This window comes from Flavobacterium rhamnosiphilum (genome assembly GCF_004349195.1).
In the GTDB taxonomy this organism is placed as follows: Bacteria; Bacteroidota; Bacteroidia; order Flavobacteriales; family Flavobacteriaceae; genus Flavobacterium; species Flavobacterium rhamnosiphilum.
In genome coordinates this window covers 86,915-105,633 of sequence record NZ_SMLG01000005.1, presented here as the reverse complement: position 1 = coordinate 105,633, position 18,719 = coordinate 86,915, and the positions used below count along the sequence as shown (strand labels likewise).

Sequence of the window (18,719 nt, the reverse complement as noted above, 5' to 3'; positions counted from 1 at the left end):
ACCGTTTTTAATTAGCGAATTGACGGTTTATTTTATGCAACAAGTCTTTTTAAGGAATGTTTGATAAAGAAATAATTTTATTTATTTCATAATGAGAGTCTAACAGTTTTATTTAGTCTACCTTGTCCCGTTGGCAGTTTATGCAGCCAATGAAAACAGACATGGAAAATAGCTTTGAAGCTTTGATTGCTACTTATATTGAAAATAAAGTAGGTATATCCGAACATTTTTTGAGTACTAATTTGGCCAATAATCTAAAACAAAATTTGATTGCTTTGAATCAGAAAAGTTTGTTGAAAGAAGCAGGAATTGGCAACTCAGAGAAAGTTTCTTATGATGGTGCGATACGAAGCGATTCCATTTATTGGCTTGACAAAAAACACAATAATGCATTCGAAAATGAATTTTTTGCTCAAATAGAAGAATTTATTCTTTATCTGAACCAAAGTTGTTACGCGGGAATAACGGGGTATGAATTTCATTATTCGTTGTATGAATCGGGGGATTTTTATTTAAAACATTTGGATCAATTCAAGAACAATCCCAGCCGAAAATACTCTATGATTAGTTATTTAAATAGCGATTGGCAAGAAAGTGATGGAGGAGAATTGCTGATTCATCAATTAGACAACAATCAGAAAATTTCACCTACACAAGGCAAGACTGTTTTCTTTAAAAGCGACGAGCTGGTTCATGAAGTTTTGGTAACTCAAAATACCAGAATGAGCATTACGGGATGGTTGAAGAGTGATTGATGACTAAAAAAGTGTTCCTTGTACAAGTTTGGGTTGTGTATTACTGTTAAACTTAAACTCATGGATCACAAAAAATTGTTTTATGTTCTCATCAAACTTTCGTAAAACGATACTGTCACACAAGAAATGAATGCCAATTGTGGTAAATAAACGGTTCGCTTTTTCAAGATTTTCTGGAGTTAATCTTCGTGCAATGGACAGGTGTGGATCATTACTTTTTTGCATGTTCAAGTTTCGAAGCGATTCGTGAACCTGTTTCATTAGGAGTTTTAAACGGTTTTTAGAATCCTCGTTGGGCGACATGAAAAAAGCACCATTAGGATAGGAGCCAAATTCATTTAGAGAAACTTCAGCGGGTTCCAAAGTATCACACAATCGGTTTAATTGATTTTTAATGATTTCAATTTGTTTATCAGTTGCTTTGAATTCACAAATGGTAATATGAGCAACAGAATTTCTACTGTGAAACCAACCTACTTCCTTGGCTAATTGTTCTTTCATCGACTTAACCAAAGCAACAACTGCTTCAGAAGGGTATATCGCAACAGAATATTGTTTTTCCATAGGTTATGATTTTATCATACTACAAATGTAAATAATTACTACAAGCGTTATTGTGAATCTTATGAAGAGTCCTGATACGTATTAGAAGACAAAGTGACATCTCAGCACAGTCGTCAGTTCGAGTTAAGCAAAGGTTTACGGCAGAAAACCTTTGGGAAGCATCGAGAACCCTCGTTGAAGATGAAGTTACGGATTCGTTAATGTTTATAATTTCCCATAAACACGTGCAATATAATTCCCGTTTAAAAATTGTATTGGATCAATTGAGCTTTGCAAAACAACTCCGCTATGAGGAGTTTCGAGTAATAATTGGGCTGCTTGCGCTAAGGGTGCTGCCGTGGTCGTTTGGATGGCCCTCAATTGATGTTTTCCTACTTTTTGAGGAAGTATACATTTCGCAATCTCTCGTCTGCGCAAAATTCCAGCTGCATCTTTGCCTTCTACGGCAGCATACAAAACAATTTTGTCGTCTTCAATATGAGGGATTACAGCTTCCATTTTTTCTTGAAGAGTTTTAATTGCGTCAGATGTATTCCCTAAAGTAGTAAGTTGTTCTTGTACCCAAGCATAATGCCCTTGATGACGTAAGGTTTTGTAATCAAGTGAACGCACCTTTCCTAACAATGCATCAGGCAAATCTGCTGCGCCACCAGAGGTGAGATCCTCTTCATAAGCAATGCCGTCAATAATAATAGTAGCTCTTTCCGACAATGAAGGCAGCGTAGTTTTTTTAAAATCCCTTAAGACTATGGTTTCTTTCAGATATTCGGTAGCAACACCCACCGGACTCCAAGTAAATCCATAGTAATGCGGAGCAACAGCATGATTGGTCAGAGCGCCAACTTTCATTTCTAATTTATCCACTTTATCTACTCCAAAGTCAATGCAAAACTGTTGAAAAAGACCATTGGCGAGCAAGTCTATGTAGCCGGGAGCCAGACCCGTTTGAAGCACAAAACCAGTTTTGGTATCTTTTGCCAGAGTCATTATTTCTTCGGTTTCTGAAACATATTCTGTGAGATTAGCATAATGCAGATTAAAATCTTTTGCAAATTGGGCTATCCTTGGTGCTTGGCTGCCCGGTAGGCAGTCGAGAATGATATCTCCTTGATGCAAAATTGCTGTCATTTCCTCCGTTAGGCCTTTTTCAGCAAGGTGAAAGTCGGTAACGGAGCAGGGTTTCGTTGTTCCTTCTTCAATCCAACGAGCCACTTTTTTTGCTTTTGAAAGGGTTCTGTCACCAATAAAAAGAGTAGGGGGGACTTCGCTCCATTCCATCAATAACAAACCGACAGCTTCGGCAATTCCACCTGCTCCGGCAACAATAATAGTGTGATGCTTTTTCATATACTAAAGTTACTATTTTTTCTCGATTTAGTATTTGATAGAATATGTTAATTTGTTGGTTTTTAAATAATTGTATTTCCATTAATTGCGTTACAGTTGGATTTTTTGTATTGTGTGCTGGTTGAATGACAATTATTAATTCTCATAGTATAAAAATATATTTGCATATACTTAATTCATACTTGGAGATTGAGGTATTTTGATCTTATTTTTCTTCGCCATTAACAAATACAAGGATACCGCACCTAAAATAACCAGTAAAGTAATCTGAAGTTGACCCAGCGTGTTATTACCGTTATGCAAGGCATTTGAGTTTGATAATTTTGATTTGCCTTCCTTAATTTGAATTTGTGATAATTGCTCCAGTGTTTGTAAAGCCTGATTAGTGGAGTAAACTACTTGATGCCAATTTCTATTTTTGGTTTGTTTATTAATCGCTGAAGAAGAAGCCAGAAATGCAGCAAAGGATATTTTTTCTTTGGACGTCAATACCGTTTTTAAATATAATTTATCGATGCTTTGAATGTTTTTTAATGCTGCCGTAATCTTATCCTTTTTTTGGATATCATTTAGTTTAATTTCTACTGCGTCTGCTTTTATGTAATGAAGCTCATTTGCATATTGAAAGATATATCGAGCCACGACCAATCTGTCATTATAGATTGCATTGATATTCTCATTTGCCTTTTTTGAGTTTTGTAGCGTATTGAAATTACTCAACAGGATAATAAGCATAACAATAAGTAAAACAAAAGCGGCTTTTATTTTATTACTATATTTTTTTAGATCTTTCATCGTAATGGATTTTATGGCTACTGCAATATAAGGTATTGTTTTGGATTTGTTTCAGTTACAGAAAAGATTACAAAAAAGTACCGAAGTTTATTTTTTTTAATTGTACTATAACCCTAATTTTTTGAAATTACACTTGCTTCAAATAGAACAACGATAGTGCGTACGTCCAGGATCGTCAAAAGTATAGATGCGAATTGCATATGAATACTCATTTCTATTCCGTATGATTAATTTCCTTTTAATCGTTTGAAAATCTTCTGAAGTAATCGTTTACCATCTCGTTTTTCTTTGGTTACTTCAACAGCTTTTAATTCTGAATTGGTTTGGACAAATTTATAACTGAAAGCAAACTGTGGCTGTTTTGGGTTGTCATTTAACAAACCAAAGCGTAAATCATTGAAGTATAAGGTTTCGTTTTGTTTAGAAACGATGTACCAGCCCTCACTTACTTTTTTTAGCTTTTCAAAGTCAGAATTTCTTATTAACTGGCGCTCTAAATCGGCATTCTTAACATAGGCGGTAAATGAAATAGGCTGACTGTCAAAAAGGGAATAATCCCCTAATAAGTAATTATCAGAAGTTGCTATGTTCGCATTCCATAAAATTAGGTTGAAAGCTGTTGGTTTTACTATAATTTCAGAATATTGGATTCCTTGTTTCGTTAATGCTTTTTCAAATTGGTTCAAAGCATATAGTTTTATAAAACAGGACAAGAACAAATAAGCACTGCTGATGTATAAGCCTCTCCTGATATATTTTTTACGGAGTAATACTTTGTTAGTCCTCCAAACCATTAGCAATGAAATAAGTAACGGAATAGTGTATAAAGGATCAATTACAAATATTGTTTTTAATGCAAATCGATGGCTAAGTGGCCATAAAATCTGTGTGCCCCAGGAAGTAAACATATCGAGCAATACATGGGTGAATAAGCACCAAAACACCATCAATGTTGCTCCAAGAAAGTTAATTTTTTCCTTTTCTATTTTTGAAATAATCCAACCCAAAAAAGGAGATAGAAACAGAAATAATATAAGAGAATGACTTACGCCGCGATGAATCATAATCCCGTCAACCGGATTCAAAAATAAACCGATTACTACATCTAAATCAGGAATTGTTCCTAAAATCGAACCATATAAAAAGGTTCTGTTTTTAAGTTTTGTGCCTAGACATACCTCGGCAATGGCAATTCCTAAAGCGATTTGTGTTAATGAATCCATTTATAGTTTTACTTCCCGATGCAGAAATTAGCAGCTCAGTGTTTACATCTCATTATTTATCGATGGCGTCTTTTGAGTCTCAGAAGTATTTAAAAGAACACATAAAACCAAAGGTTGGAGCAAAGTTATAAAATAATAGTATAAGAGTTTCGAAGTTTATGAACAAAGTAAAGTTTCATTATTTGGCATCAGCCACACATCTGAAACCGGTATGTTCCAAACCGGTATCGGGAGATGATTTCATTCGTGCCGTAACCCGATATCCTTTGCAATAGGAAGCATTGCAAAGAAAAGAACCACTTCGCACCACTCTTTTGGGAACGGTGGGTTCCATGGGATCGTAGCTTTTTGGAGGTCCTTGCGGGTTAATCGAAATACCACTGCCCAACCCCTTATAATAGTCAGGTGTATACCAGTCGCTGCACCATTCCCAAACATTGCCCGCCATATCATACAATCCGAATTTGTTTGGCGCAAAAGATTTTACAGGAGCAGCTCCTTTAAATTTATCAACAGACGTATTTAAGTATGGAAATTTTCCTTGCCAAATATTTGCTTTTGGCTTTCCTTTTTCGGGATCTTCATCGCCCCAAAAATATTTTTTGTCAACCAATCCGCCTCGAGCGGCGAACTCCCATTCGGCTTCCGTAGGCAATCTTTTACCCGACCATTTTGCATACGCATTGGCATCGTCCCATGAAATATGTACCACGGGATAATTATCTTTTCCTTTGATACTGCTTGCGGGTCCTTGCGGATGTTTCCAATTGGCATCCTGAGTCCAACTCCACCATTGGGAGGCATCACTTAAATTAACCGCCGTGGAAGTTGGCTTAAACACTAACGAGGCTGTGACAAATAAACTCTCGTCTGGTTTTGGCGTGCCCGGCGGTAATTGTTTTCTCATTTCTTCCCAATCCGGTTTTATTTCGGCAGTGGTGACATAACCCGTTGCCTCCACAAATTTTTTAAATTGGGCATTGGTAACTTCGGTTGCATCCATCCAAAAACTATTAATTTTTACACGGTGTTGCGGATATTCATCAGATTTTCCTTCATTATCTGAAGCGCCCATCATAAATTCACTCGTGGGTATCTGTACCATTCCCTCATAAGAAACCTTCCCTGATTTATTGATGGCAATAGTGTCTTTTGTTGCTGAAAAACGGGACGGAAGCTCCGATTCACAGCTCATCGCATCATTAGTAGCGTTAGAAGTTTTGTCAGACTTCTTATCACAAGCCCCGAGTGAAAACAATAGTAATCCCAGAATGACCGCTTTATACTTCATTTTTATATTTTATTAAATCTAATAGCCAAATTTTAAAGAAATCATTTAATCTCACCACTTTTTATCCCTTATTTTTTGCAATAAAGCCGCTAACTCATTTACCTTCATCGGATGTTTATCCGCAAGATTATTTTTTTCACCAATATCAACACTTAAATCATATAACTGTGGCTGTTGGTTATTACCTAACTCTGTATTGGTAGCCATATCCATCGCCTGCCCGTTATTTGGCTCGATGTATTTCCAGTTGCCTTCAACGATGGCCAATGATACTAATCCCTGCTCAACCAAAACAGTCCTGCCTTTTGTTGATTTTCCCAACATTACATTCAACATGTCTTCACTATCCGAGGCATCATTTTCCTGCATTTTAATGTTCAACATCTTAGAAAAAGAACTAAATAAATCAACCTGAGAAAGTAAAGCATCAGAAACAGCCTGTTTTGTTTTTCCTTGCCAACTCACTATAAATGGAACTCTTGTACCGGCTTCAAACAAACTGTATTTTCCGCCACGTAAAACGCCTGCAGGTGTATGCCCATTTAGTTTTGTGACCGCTTCGTCCTGATAGCCATCATCAAGTACAGGGCCATTATCACTGCTGAAAATGATAATGGTATTTTTGGCAATGCCAAGATATTCCAACTGTTTCATAATTTCGCCTACCGTCCAGTCTAATTGCAAAATCGCATCGCCACGAAAGCCCAACTCACTTTTCCCTTTAAACATCGTGGAAGGCATGCGGGGCACATGTGGTTCAGTCAACGTATAATACAAAAAGAACGGATTGCGTTTATTCGTTTCAATAAATTCTTCCGCTTTTGATAAAAAAGTCAATGGCATTTCTTCATCGGTCCATCGGGCTTTATTGCCGCCGCTCATATATCCAATACGGCCAATGCCATTTACAATCGTATTGTTATGCCCTTGTCCGGGAGAAGACTGCATTTTTAATAATTCAGGATGTTCTTTTCCTGTTGGATCATTACCAACTATTTTTTTATAATCAACCTGAATAGGGTCAGCAGGATCCAATGCGACTACCTTGTGATTTTCTACAAAAACCGTGGGCACACGATCCGCAGTAGCCGGAAATATAAACGAATAATCAAAGCCCACTTCGTTAGGTCCTGGCTTTAATTCCCCGTTCCATTCTTTTTCTAAACTATTACCCAATCCCAAATGCCATTTTCCAACTATACCAGTTTGGTAACCAGCCTTCTGAAACAAGGAAGGTAAAGTTGTTTTATTCGTTGGAACAATTAAAGCGGCATCTCCGGGTAGAATTCCCGTGCCTTTTTTTCGCCAAGGATATTGCCCCGTCATTATTGCATAACGAGACGGTGTACAGGTCGCCGAGGTAGAATGCGCATTGGTAAACCGAATGCCTTGTTTTGCCAGCTTATCAATATTGGGTGTCTTGATCTTTGTCGCACCATAACAACTTAGATCGCCATACCCCAAATCATCCGTTAAAATGACTATAACATTTGGTTTTTGTTGAGCAAACAGTACACTCGTTATCAAACATGCGATTAGCATCACTCTTATTTTACTCATAACTCAAGCTTATTAATTGTTTTATTAGCCCATTTTAAAACGAGTCTTTTGGTTGTTTTTTTATCTTTCAGAAAACTTCGGATCTATAAACTCCCAATCCTTTATATGCGATGACTGATGTTCTTTTTTTAGTATCTCTTCAAATTTCTTTGCAAGCTCCGGATGCTGGGCAGCAATATCAGTCGTTTCTTTTTCGTCTGTCTTAAGGTTATAAATTTCCCAAGAGGCGTTTTTATTTTTCTTCATATTGCTTTTCACCCCTTTCCAGTCTCCCATACGGACAGCTACCTGACCTCCTTTTTCAGGAAATTCAAAATAAAGATAGTCGTGATTTTTTTGCTTATTGTCATTCCCCATCAAAGTTGGCAAAAGCGAAATTCCATCATTGTCCCATGCTTTCACTCCTGTTATTTCAGACAGGGTTGCCATCATATCAAATTGTGCCGATATATGATTGCTTACTTTTCCGGCAGGAATTTTACCCGGCCAACGCGCAATAAAAGGCTCACGTATTCCGCCTTCGTATAAATCTTGCTTTCTTCCTCTTAATCCACCAACGCTATTAAAAAACTTGGTGTCTGCTCCGCCTACATCAAATGTGGCACCATTATCACTGGAAAACATCACTATCGTGTTTTCATCTAATCCAAGTTCTTTTAACAACTTCATAATACGACCCACCTGTTCATCCATATAGGTAATCATGGCTGCATAGGTCGATTTGGGATACAATGTAGAAGCATATCCCTTTTCACCATGATAAGGCTGTTCTTCAAATTTGCCAATGTATTCTTTCACCGCTTCATCTGGTGCCTGAAGCGAAACATGCGGTCCGGTATAAGGCAGGTATAAAAAAAATGGTTTCTTTTTGTTCTTTTTAATAAAATCCAAAGTCTTCTCCGCCATTTTTGTTACCGAATATTCTTTTCCTTTGAAATAATCGAAAGCGGTATCCGGAGCAGCTGCAGCCAGTGGTTTGTGCACTTGAATGTACGGATTTTTCAATGTATCCCATTTTCCGTTTTCCCAAAGATGGGTCGGATAAAAATTATGCGCTTGTTTCTGGCAGAGATAACCGTAGAAATAATCAAAGCCTTGTTTGTTTGGATTGCCAGTGGTCGTGTTCATTCCTAATCCCCATTTACCAATAGCTCCCGTAATATAACCCGCCTGTTGCATCAATTTTGCAATCGTAAAAGTTCCTTCCGGCAATGGCATTTGTCCACCCTCGTTCTCATCTTCAAATCCTCCTAATTCATAATTTCCCCGAATATAAGAATGCCCACTATTTTTACCCGTCATAAGCATGCAGCGAGCAGGCGCACAAACAGGCGCTCCGGTATAATGTTGCGTGAATTTTATTCCTTCCTTGGCAATCTTATCTAAATTGGGCGTTTTTATTTTTTGCTGGCCGTAAGAGCCCAATTCTCCATAGCCCAAATCATCCGCATAGATATAAATGATATTCGGTTTTTGCTGGGCAAATACTATACTTGTTATCAAACATGCAATTAATATATTCCATATTTTATTCATATTGTGGATGTTTTTTTGTCATATGTAACTCGCATATATCTTCATTTGCGTTATGTTCATTTTCATATCGAAAATTTTACTTCTCCAAAATACTGCATTATAAGCGACGAAAACAAAAAAAGCCTACCGGAAAATCAATGGGAATTATTGTTGTGGTATAATAATCAAAAAAAACGGCAAGACCTATTTCTTAGTAAATGAAACTTCTTAAAAATAACAGCACCATTTCATTCTTTAGAAAAGTAAGAGAAAATCGGATGCAACAGGCTTTAGGTTTTTATAAATTTTTAATGAAAAAACAAAGCAATTACAATCTCGAGAGCAATTAATATAATAACAACCCATTCCAGACGGGAGCTTTCCCTTACGTTCAGTACGTCTGTAAACAACGTAAGATTGTTTTCTACAATTTGAAGACGGTAATCAAGGTCTTTGAAGCGGGTATTGATATCAAAATTAGCTTTGAGGTGGCGGTTGAGCAGGTTGAGTTCTTCGTTGTCCCAAACGAGATTTGGGTCGTCAAGAATATATAAATTGTCTACAATACTATTTTTGACATTCAGGACTTTTCCGATGTATTTAAGCAAATTGGTTTTGGAAATACTGAGTTTACCGCGTTGTTCCAATTCCAGAATATAGTTTTTTGAAGATGTAATGAGTTCATTGGTCAATACCTCATAATAATCCAATGCTACTGATTGCCCAATGTTAAGCATCACAATACGCAATATGGAAGAGTCTAATAGGGGAACGGTGACATAATTGTTTTTCACGGTGACCTTTTGTAGTTTATCATCGGTTTCAATGCGGTATTCTTCCGATAAATCCAAGTCAACTAAAGTTGTGGCATAATTTTTTATAAAGTTTACGAATTCACTTTTGGCAACCGCATCATAATTAGCAAAGACCACCACACCATAATCAAAAACATACAAATAACGTTCGCTTTCCTCTAATGCATAGAAAACTTCCGAAGTGGAACCGGAATGTGCTTCGGCACGAAAATCCCCGCGGAATTTTTTGATATTGAAAGATTCAGCGATTTGAACAGCTTCGATTCTGATTTCCATAATCAAACTATTTTATACAAATTTAAGAAATTTTCACTTTGGAGAAAGATTTTTAGGGTGTTATTGTATTAAAATTCAACGTTTCCATTACTGACAGATCATCATTAAACGTAACGAAACTAGCCGGAAATCCAGGCTTTATTTTACCCAATTGATCCTGCATATTAATAGCGCTTGCAACACGACAGGTAGCCATTTTGATAGCTTCATCAGCAGATACATTCAAATGGTTGAAAGCATTTTGCACTGCTTCCTCCATCGAAATGCTGGCGCCGGCTAAATTACCCTCTTCATTTCTGTAAAAGCCATTTTCCAGATGTGCATCAAAATTATCCCATTTAAAACTAGAAACTTTGCGTCCTAAAAAGGCAGCGTCACTAATTAGAAAGAGTTTATCTTTCTTTAATTTATATGCCAATCTTGCAGCGGCATAATCGCAATGGGCACCGTCTAAAATAATTGGTACATAGACAGCTTCATTTTCGAAAGTGGCACCAACCAAGCCCGGTTCGCGATGACCAAACTGAGTCATGGCATTGAATAAATGAGTTACCAATTTAATCCCTTTAGAAAAATAATATTGTGATTGTTTGTAAGTCATCGTTGAATGTCCTGCCGAGATAACAATGCCGCTTTCCAAAAGCATATCCAGTTGCTCATCAGTAAAACATTCCGGGGCAATTGTGATTACTTTTATTATGTCTTTGCCATAGCGAATGATTTCCTCTAATTCGGAATTAGTAGGTTTGCGAACTTGATTAATGCTGTGTGCACCGCGTTTTAGAGGATTTAGAAAAGGGCCTTCTAAGTGCATTCCCATAACTCCGTTATTGTATTTTGCTTTATAATTACGAATGGCTTCAATTCCTTGATGAATAGTTTCATTGGATGAGGACACTAAGCAGGGCAGGGTATGGGTGGTGCCATATTTTAAACTCGAATCATAAATATCCTGAATGGTTTCCTCAGTTGGAAATTGACTGAAATAATGCTTTTCTCCACCGTTTATTTGAATGTCTATAAATCCAGAAGAGATATGTTTTCCTTTTAAATCAATTTGTTCAATATCATTTGGGATTTCTTTTTGAACCGAAAGGATTTTTCCGTTTTCTATAATAATAACACCGTTATCAATTATTTCATCTCCAGTATGAACGTTGGCATTAATAATAGCCTGTTTCATTTTTTAAGTTTTTATTTAGTATATAAATTAAAGCCCTCTATGAATTCAGAATTCATAGAGGGCCAATAATTGTTATTTATTTTTTTGTTGATTTTCTTTTTTTGGAAGGTTTTTTAAAATTATCCTTTCCGTCAGTAAGCCATTTTAAAGAAAAGCTTACAAATGTATTTTGAGTGTAGTCATCTTTCTCAAAAAACACACCGATGTCTCCATTTTTCAGTATTGTAAGGGATGAATATGCTGAGCCACCTCCATATATTGTTTTGCCTTCGGTCCATGTTTTTCCTTCATCATAACTAATGCGAACGGTCATGTTTGTGCGTCCTTTTTCCGTTTTAGCATTCGAAAAAAGGATTCTATTTTTATCATATCCATCTGCTTTCGCCGTGTATCGAACGATACCTGCATTACAACCTGGGTCTATTAACTTTGGTTCTGGTTTGGAGCTCCATGTTTTTCCTTCATCTGTTGAAGTATGCACATAGCGCATTCCGCCCTTATTTACTCTTGCATTAATCATCCAGCTTCCATCGGCTAATTCGATAATTTTTGATTCATCTGCCGGTTTTATAGGAGTATCAATAAAATACCATGTTTTTCCATGGTCATCGCTGCCAAAAATATATAAGCCACTGTTTAAATTTACCAAAGTATGCAATAGCTTTCCGTTTTTTGTTTGTATTCCACGCCCCGAGGTGATGAATTTAAAGTCTTTATGCCATTCCGGTTTCGCTATTTGACTGGTAATGTCCTGTGGTTTACTCCAGGTTATACCATTATCGGCACTTTTTACAACGTGTAAATAATAAACGTCTTTTTCTTTATCCAAATCCATATAATTATAGAACAGAAAGATTTCATTGGTTTGTTGATCTACAATCATCGAAGGATCAGATGCGGATTGCCCGAAAGGAAAATTAACCACGGTTTCAATCTTAGACCAGGTTTTACCGTTATCGGCACTTCTGCGCAGGACAATGTTGATGTCTTTACTCCACTTCAAATCGCCGCAGGAAGGTACGCGTTCGTCAATGGCAGCAACAAGGTCACCATTTGGAGCAGTAACTATAGCAGGGATTCGAAAACAGGAAACACCCTCAACCATAGATGTATTAAATAAATCCTGATGTGTGAGTACTCCATCTGCTATTTTATAGGTTTTATTTTGAGCGGAAAGCCCCGTTGCAGTGATTAATAATAGCGATATGAAAATTTTTTTCATGATAAAATAGATTTAAGGTTATTTTGTATTTCTGGGCTATTGAATAAAATTAGCATTAAAAACGGTTCTCGGTACATTTTGTTCTGTTTCAGTATACAGAAAAAGATTGAAATGACGTTCTTGAATAATTTTCACCAATATATTTAAAATTATTTATTTAAATGTTCATTAAGTAGTTGCAAACAGTACCATTCTTGACGTGGTAAATGAAAAGGACCTTTGAACATATTTCCTTTGGCGGTTTGGGCAATAGTTCCATCTTTATGTAGATATCCAAACCATTCTCCATTCTCTTTGTCATGAAATTTGACGTACCCATAATCATGTACCATTTTATGCCATTTAGCATATTTTTCATCACCGGTCATGGTATAGGCAAGGAGTGTTGCAATGATTACCTCATTATGAGGCCACCAAAATTTCATGTCCTGCCAGTATTCCTGTACCGGTTTGTCATATACATCACGGAAATATAAAATACCGCCATCTTCCTTATCCCAGCCGCGTTCCCACATGTAATCCAGCATTTTACAGCCCAATTCAATTAAATGAGGATCGTTATTTCTATATTTTGCTTCATGTAAAATAAACCAAGCGCCTTCAATGGCATGTCCGGGATTCAATGTCCGGCCATCAATGTGATCTATAATTGAACCATCTGGTGCCACTTGCTCCATCACACATTTAATATCGTCTTTTACAAAATCGCGCTCAATTTCAGCAATCCATTTGCTGATCCATTCATCACAACGTGGGTCTCCAATATTCTCACGTAACTGTTGCGCCGTGTTTATCATAATCATAGGCGTTCCTATTCCTTTTGATGGTCTGGTAGCGGTGAATTTAGGTTCTAATAAACCTGATGTAGTTGAATATTCGATACATTTTCCGAATAAAAAACGAGCTTTTTCTGCTGTCGCCTCATCTCTGCTTGCTTTAGCGTAAGCTGACATGGCGATTACTGCAAAGGTTTCCGAAAAATAATAGCGGCGTTTGCGTATCGGTTGTCCGTCACGGGTAACGTGAAAGAACATTTGTCCATCAGTGTCGAAGCAATGCTTGTTTAAAAAATCGATGCCTATTTTAGAACCTTCCAGCCATTCTTGTTTTGGCTCGACAGTATTGTAAAGTGTGGACAATAACCAAGCGGCACGGCCTTGTATCCAAACCGCTTTATCATCGTCAATCAAACTTCCGTCTTGATCCCGCATTAATAAATAACCGCCAAATTCGGTATCAATAGAACGAGGAAACCAGAAAGGTACTGTGTCATTTAGTAATTGATTCTGATAAAACTCTTTCAGGTTTTGGAGATCTGTTTTTGAATAACTCATTTTTTAATATGTGTTTTGAAACTTGTATTTTTTAATTTACACTAGTCGTTAATTATATGTCGCTTAGTCAAAAGTATTTGACTACTTATTTTAAAATTTATAAAATCAACCTGTTAATTCTCAGCTAACGGATTTAGTTCTAATCTGAATGTCGAACATGGTAAATGGGCTTCATTCACCAAATTAGCTATAGTAAAAGGCTTCCATGCGTATAAAACTGCTTTTATCTTTTCATCTTTTGGAATGCCAATAATCACTTGGTTTTTGATAATGGTTGCTTTGCTTTGAATGTGAATTCCTTTATCGGTAACTAATTCAAAACCAATTAATTCTTTTTTATCTGCTGTAGATAATTGCTTTGCAAATGCGAATGAAACAATAATAGTATTTTCTTTTTGTACCGCTTTCAATGGAGAAGGACCATTGGCAGTAACCGATTTTCCATAGGTGTAGCGCAAGGCTAAAAGTGACAAACGATCCGCCACTTCTTTTTTCTTAATTGGGTGAACATTGGTAACATCACCATAATCCATACTAACGGCCATGCCGCTATTCGGTATTTGTTTTTGTATTCTGTTTTGTGCGTCTCTAAAAGCCGGCCATGTTGGACGGTCGATGCTGGACAATTGTACGTAATAGAATAGGAGGTTGGTTCCCCAGGCTTTGCGCCAGCTTTGAACCATCACTGGCATCAGATGCTCGTACAATTCAATATTGTGTGCGTTGCTTTCCCCTTGATACCAAATCACTCCTTTAATCGGGAATTTTGTAAAATGGGCAACACCGGCTTCAAAATTATAAGAAGGATCGTAAGGATGGCGTTGTTTCGCATTGGTTGCATTTTTCAAATTCACGCCGGCACGTTCTCTAACCCAAGGCATAATAAAGTCAGATTTGCGCCAGTTGGTCAATAGATCAACCACTTTATCATCGTGTTCCAATGTGTATCTATCAATCCAAGATTCTATAGGTGATCCGCCAACGGCAACTTGAATTAAACCAACGGGAACATTTTCTTCATGGACAATATTTTTACCAAAATAATAGGCAATTGCCGAAAAATCTTTAGCGCTTGTTGAATCACAAACGGACCAACTTCCTGAAAAGAATTTTAATTGGTTGGTTTTCAACAAAGTGATCGAATCCCAAACCGTATCATCTGTTTCCCGAATATTCTTATAATTGAATAAACGTATGGTAGAATTGGCGATTGCTTTTTTTACTTCAGCTGCTCCGTTTTCCGAATTTTGAAGTTGAAATGCCATATTCGATTGTCCGGAACAGAACCAAACATCACCAAACAGAATATTTTTCAAAACAATATTTCGTGCATTAGATCGAATGTTGATCTCATAAGGTCCACCGTGTGTCATAGCAGGAAAAGTAATTTTCCATTTTCCATATTGGTCGGTTGTTGCCACTTTTTTCTGTTGTTTAAAAGTCACTTCCACCAAATCTCCACCGTTAGCAGTTCCATAAATTGGAATAGGTTGATTGCGCTGTAAAACCATATTATCTGTAAAAACAGCCGCTAGTTTCAATCCTCCAAAATCTTTTGTAATATTCCCGTAAACGGTCTGGGCCAAAATAGCTGCTCCTTCTTTTATCGGATGTAAGGCATCCGGAAAAAGATCCGGACGAGGATATAATTTTTCGTGTAAATCAATTAAGCCTACTTGATTTGCTTTTGCAATATTCTCGATATGGGATTGAATTTGCCAATACCAATCCCTGGTTCCCGATTTAAAGCGGGAATGCTCATTGAAGATAGGCGTCATTCTACAGATGTATATTTTTACAGCTGGATTTTGTTTTTTTAAAGTATCTATTAACCAAGAATAGTCTGCATCAAATTCTTCTTTGTAATTCGGCCAATTTCTAGGATCCGTATCATTTAAACCCAAATGAATAATAGCAATATCCGGTTTGTAGGAGATGGCATCGGTGCATTCTTTTGTTTTATAATAGGGTTTACTACCTTTTTTCAAAAGCGTTGCACCACTATGTCCGAAGTTTTTAACCTCATATTTTTCCCCCATCATAATTTGGAGCTGTGAGGGATAGGAATCGGTTGTGGGATTAGCCAAAAGATAACCGGCCGTTACAGAGTCTCCAATACAGGCCACTTTGATAGCGGTTTTTTGTGCAGCTAGTTCAAAATGACTGAATATAGAAATTAAAAACACGAATAAGGGAAGATTCCTTTTCAAATAGTTCATCATGTTAGATAGGTATTTCAAAGGGTTTGACAATTTATCAGTCAAGGCGAAACATAGCAGTTTCGCCCCAACGGATAAAAACTAACCAAAACCAAACAATTTATAAAAACATAGTAAAGCTATGTTTGAGAATTTTTATGCATCAACAAAGTCATTTACTTTTGGACGTAAAAAACTGATTTGAACAACCAAAGCAATTAAGACCACGCCGGCCATTAGCGCAAAACCATAGCCTAAAGTACCGCTATCAGAGGATTTGCCTAGCAATGAGGTTACTAAAGCACCACAACCTACTCCGGTCATATTTAAAACACCATAAGCAGTTGCTCTATATTTTGAAGAAACAAACTGACAAAGGATTGGCATATTATTGGCATCAAACATTCCGTAGCCAATACCAAAGAAAAGCCCAGCTCCAACAACATGAAATAGTGAATCCCCAAAACCAATTAGCAATAAAGCCGGAATGGTTAAACTCAAACCAATAGCACTGGTGTAAACCCTGCCTTTAACATTTTTCTGTACCCATTTGTCGGATAAAATTCCTCCAAAAATAACCCCCAATAATGATGAAAATGAGATGGTGATGGTTGCTAGTGGCCCCGCTTGTTCCATCGGGATTCCTAAGTTGTCAGAAAATAGAGTAGGGAGCCAGTTTTTAGTAGCCCAACCCGGTAAACTTATTATGGCGAAATAAAATAAGATAATCCAAAAAGAAATATTAGTAAATAATAATGCCAAACCTTGCAAAATAGAAGGTCTTTCGTTGGTTCCAACAAAATTTAGGTCTATGATTTTTGTCTCAACCGTTTTTTTCTCTTTTAATAAGAAAACCAAAACGACAGCATAAACCACACCCGCTATTCCGAAATAATGAAAAGTAGAATGCCAAGAATAAGTAGCGGCAATTGTCGCACCAAAACCTCCTAAGGCCGATCCCACATAAAGTCCGGTCATGTGGATACCAATGGCAAGTGATCTTGATTTTTGCTGATGATAATCAGCTATTAGCGATAAACCGGCTGGAATATATAAAGCTTCACTGACTCCCATAAGAGCTCTTAGCCAATATACCTGATTGTAGCTTGTGGCGTAACCCATGGCATAAGTAACGGCTGACCAAACAAATAAACTGCCTACAATTAACCATTTTCTGTTTAATTTATCAGCGATAATACCCGATATAGGGCTCATTAAAGCATAGATCCAAAGAAATATAGCCATTAAACGCCCGAAATTCTCACCGGATACCAATTCAGGAATGTCCGCTTCCATTGAAGGACGCATAGTGGCCAGCATTTGTCGGTCCATATAGTTTAGTAAGGCAACAAGCCATAGCAAGCCTACTACTACCCAAGGATAATATTTAGTATTTTTCATATTTTTTTTAGATGTACTTTAAAAATTGCTTTTTAAGAGTCATTATTTTATTGTTCCTAACATAACATTTGGCGTACGAATACCCGGTTTTATCTCTCCATTAGATAAGACTATTTTTTTATTCCATAGTACAGCTGGGCTAGTAACATGAGGGAGAAAAGGCAAATCACCTATTTTTTTCCATTGGTCTGTTAGTGTATTGTATAATAAGATGCCCTTATAAAATCCAGGATGATTGGTGACTAATTGATTCTTTTTAGTGATGAGGTCTGCTTTTTCCTCTGCCGATTCGGCTTTGGCGATTTGGGCTAAATAAGTTTCAATTTGATGAAAAATAACGCCATTGTCTCCGCCAAGAATTAGGATAGAATGATTGCCTACAGCAACACCTGCACCTGCAGAAAAGTTAGTGGTGTTTTTTCCATCGGATATGGTTGCTGCACTTTCCCATTTTTGTTTTTTTACATCAAAAACAAAAGTGGTGTTGTGTAAATCACTTATCCCGGAGTCTGTTTTTGTTCTGCCGCCTACCACATAAATACTAGTTCCATTTTTTCCTTTTTGTACAATTGCAATTGAATTGGCTAAAGCCAAGGGTAATTTGGGCAATATTTTCCATTCCGGATTTGCGTCATTTAGATCAAGACTGACGAAAATGTCGGACGATTTCGTAGCCTCATCACCGCCAACGGCATAGACAACAGTACCAATGTGTGTAAGGGCTACATTGGCTACAGCCAAAGGGAAATTAGCTAAGGATTTTGTTTCCACTTCTTTTTTGTCCGCATTCCATTTTAATATAAAGGCTTTATTCGAAAGACCGTTTTCATTTTCTCCGCCTACATATACCACGCCTAAATCTGTAGCGGTACTGCCACAATAGGCGATAGGTTCTGCTAGTGTGCTTTGTACCTCTTTATTCCAACTATATTTATCATTGCATTTCTGCAATACGTGAATTTCTTTAGAATAGTGTTTTTTCCCTCCTTCCCAAGGCATTTTATCTTGAAAATTTGCGCCACCGGCAACAATTAAAACATCGTTACTGATGCCATTAATAGCACCGGCAAAACCTAATGAGGTACTGCTATCGGCATTTTGGAGTTGTGCAGCTGTTTTCCATTCAATCTGGTTTACAGCTTTTTTTTGAGAAAGGGCATCTGTTGTCGACATAAATAGAGAAGAGAGGATTAGAGGAAAAATATATTTATTCATAGCATTTGTTTTCTAATAAAACGAA

Annotated in this window: 15 protein-coding genes; 1 reads left to right on the top strand and 14 read right to left on the bottom strand. The window is 37.0% G+C overall.

Going from position 1 to position 18,719, the window contains the following annotated elements; all coding sequences use genetic code 11:
* The first annotated feature begins 161 nt into the window (after window positions 1-161).
* Entirely contained in the window at window positions 162-755 is a 594-nt protein-coding gene (locus E0I26_RS08320; protein ID WP_131916031.1) for a 2OG-Fe(II) oxygenase, read from the top strand.
* A gap of 3 nt (window positions 756-758) precedes the next feature.
* Here the strand turns inward: E0I26_RS08320 and E0I26_RS08315 are convergent, their stop codons facing one another.
* From E0I26_RS08315 to E0I26_RS08250, 14 genes are all read right to left on the bottom strand, one after another.
* The gene (locus tag E0I26_RS08315) at window positions 759-1,319 is read right to left on the bottom strand and encodes a 2'-5' RNA ligase family protein (protein ID WP_131916030.1); all 561 of its coding nucleotides are present in this window, start codon (window positions 1,317-1,319) and stop codon (window positions 759-761) included.
* Between the two features lie 204 nt (window positions 1,320-1,523).
* On the bottom strand, window positions 1,524-2,666 hold the full coding sequence (locus E0I26_RS08310) for a saccharopine dehydrogenase family protein (RefSeq protein WP_131916029.1): 1,143 nt from the start codon (window positions 2,664-2,666) through the stop codon (window positions 1,524-1,526).
* 171 nt (window positions 2,667-2,837) lie between these two features.
* Window positions 2,838-3,461 (bottom strand): MCP four helix bundle domain-containing protein, encoded by a 624-nt coding sequence (locus E0I26_RS08305; RefSeq protein WP_131916028.1) that lies wholly within the window; start codon window positions 3,459-3,461, stop codon window positions 2,838-2,840.
* A gap of 227 nt (window positions 3,462-3,688) precedes the next feature.
* Window positions 3,689-4,684, bottom strand: a complete 996-nt coding sequence (locus E0I26_RS08300; RefSeq protein ID WP_131916027.1) for a metal-dependent hydrolase — start codon at window positions 4,682-4,684, stop codon at window positions 3,689-3,691.
* 178 nt (window positions 4,685-4,862) lie between these two features.
* Window positions 4,863-5,975, bottom strand: coding sequence for a formylglycine-generating enzyme family protein (locus E0I26_RS08295; RefSeq protein ID WP_131916026.1), 1,113 nt, complete (start codon window positions 5,973-5,975; stop codon window positions 4,863-4,865).
* 51 nt (window positions 5,976-6,026) lie between these two features.
* Window positions 6,027-7,535, bottom strand: coding sequence for a sulfatase family protein (locus E0I26_RS08290; protein WP_131916025.1), 1,509 nt, complete (start codon window positions 7,533-7,535; stop codon window positions 6,027-6,029).
* A 60-nt stretch (window positions 7,536-7,595) separates the two neighbouring features.
* On the bottom strand, window positions 7,596-9,071 hold the full coding sequence (locus E0I26_RS08285; protein WP_131916024.1) for an arylsulfatase: 1,476 nt from the start codon (window positions 9,069-9,071) through the stop codon (window positions 7,596-7,598).
* Between the two features lie 287 nt (window positions 9,072-9,358).
* Window positions 9,359-10,141 (bottom strand): RMD1 family protein, encoded by a 783-nt coding sequence (locus E0I26_RS08280; RefSeq protein WP_131916023.1) that lies wholly within the window; start codon window positions 10,139-10,141, stop codon window positions 9,359-9,361.
* Between the two features lie 52 nt (window positions 10,142-10,193).
* Window positions 10,194-11,324 (bottom strand): N-acetylglucosamine-6-phosphate deacetylase, encoded by a 1,131-nt coding sequence (gene nagA, locus E0I26_RS08275; RefSeq protein WP_131916022.1) that lies wholly within the window; start codon window positions 11,322-11,324, stop codon window positions 10,194-10,196.
* 76 nt (window positions 11,325-11,400) lie between these two features.
* The gene (locus E0I26_RS08270) at window positions 11,401-12,546 is read right to left on the bottom strand and encodes a sialidase family protein (protein ID WP_235831745.1); all 1,146 of its coding nucleotides are present in this window, start codon (window positions 12,544-12,546) and stop codon (window positions 11,401-11,403) included.
* A 149-nt stretch (window positions 12,547-12,695) separates the two neighbouring features.
* Window positions 12,696-13,880 (bottom strand): AGE family epimerase/isomerase, encoded by a 1,185-nt coding sequence (locus tag E0I26_RS08265; protein ID WP_131916020.1) that lies wholly within the window; start codon window positions 13,878-13,880, stop codon window positions 12,696-12,698.
* A gap of 113 nt (window positions 13,881-13,993) precedes the next feature.
* Window positions 13,994-16,120, bottom strand: a complete 2,127-nt coding sequence (locus E0I26_RS08260; RefSeq protein WP_235831744.1) for a GDSL-type esterase/lipase family protein — start codon at window positions 16,118-16,120, stop codon at window positions 13,994-13,996.
* 114 nt (window positions 16,121-16,234) lie between these two features.
* Window positions 16,235-17,479: an MFS transporter gene (locus E0I26_RS08255; RefSeq protein WP_131916019.1), complete on the bottom strand. Its 1,245-nt coding sequence runs from the start codon at window positions 17,477-17,479 to the stop codon at window positions 16,235-16,237.
* A gap of 42 nt (window positions 17,480-17,521) precedes the next feature.
* Complete coding sequence (locus tag E0I26_RS08250) at window positions 17,522-18,694, bottom strand: galactose oxidase (RefSeq protein ID WP_131916018.1); 1,173 nt, start codon at window positions 18,692-18,694, stop codon at window positions 17,522-17,524.
* Between the last annotated feature and the right edge of the window lie 25 nt (window positions 18,695-18,719).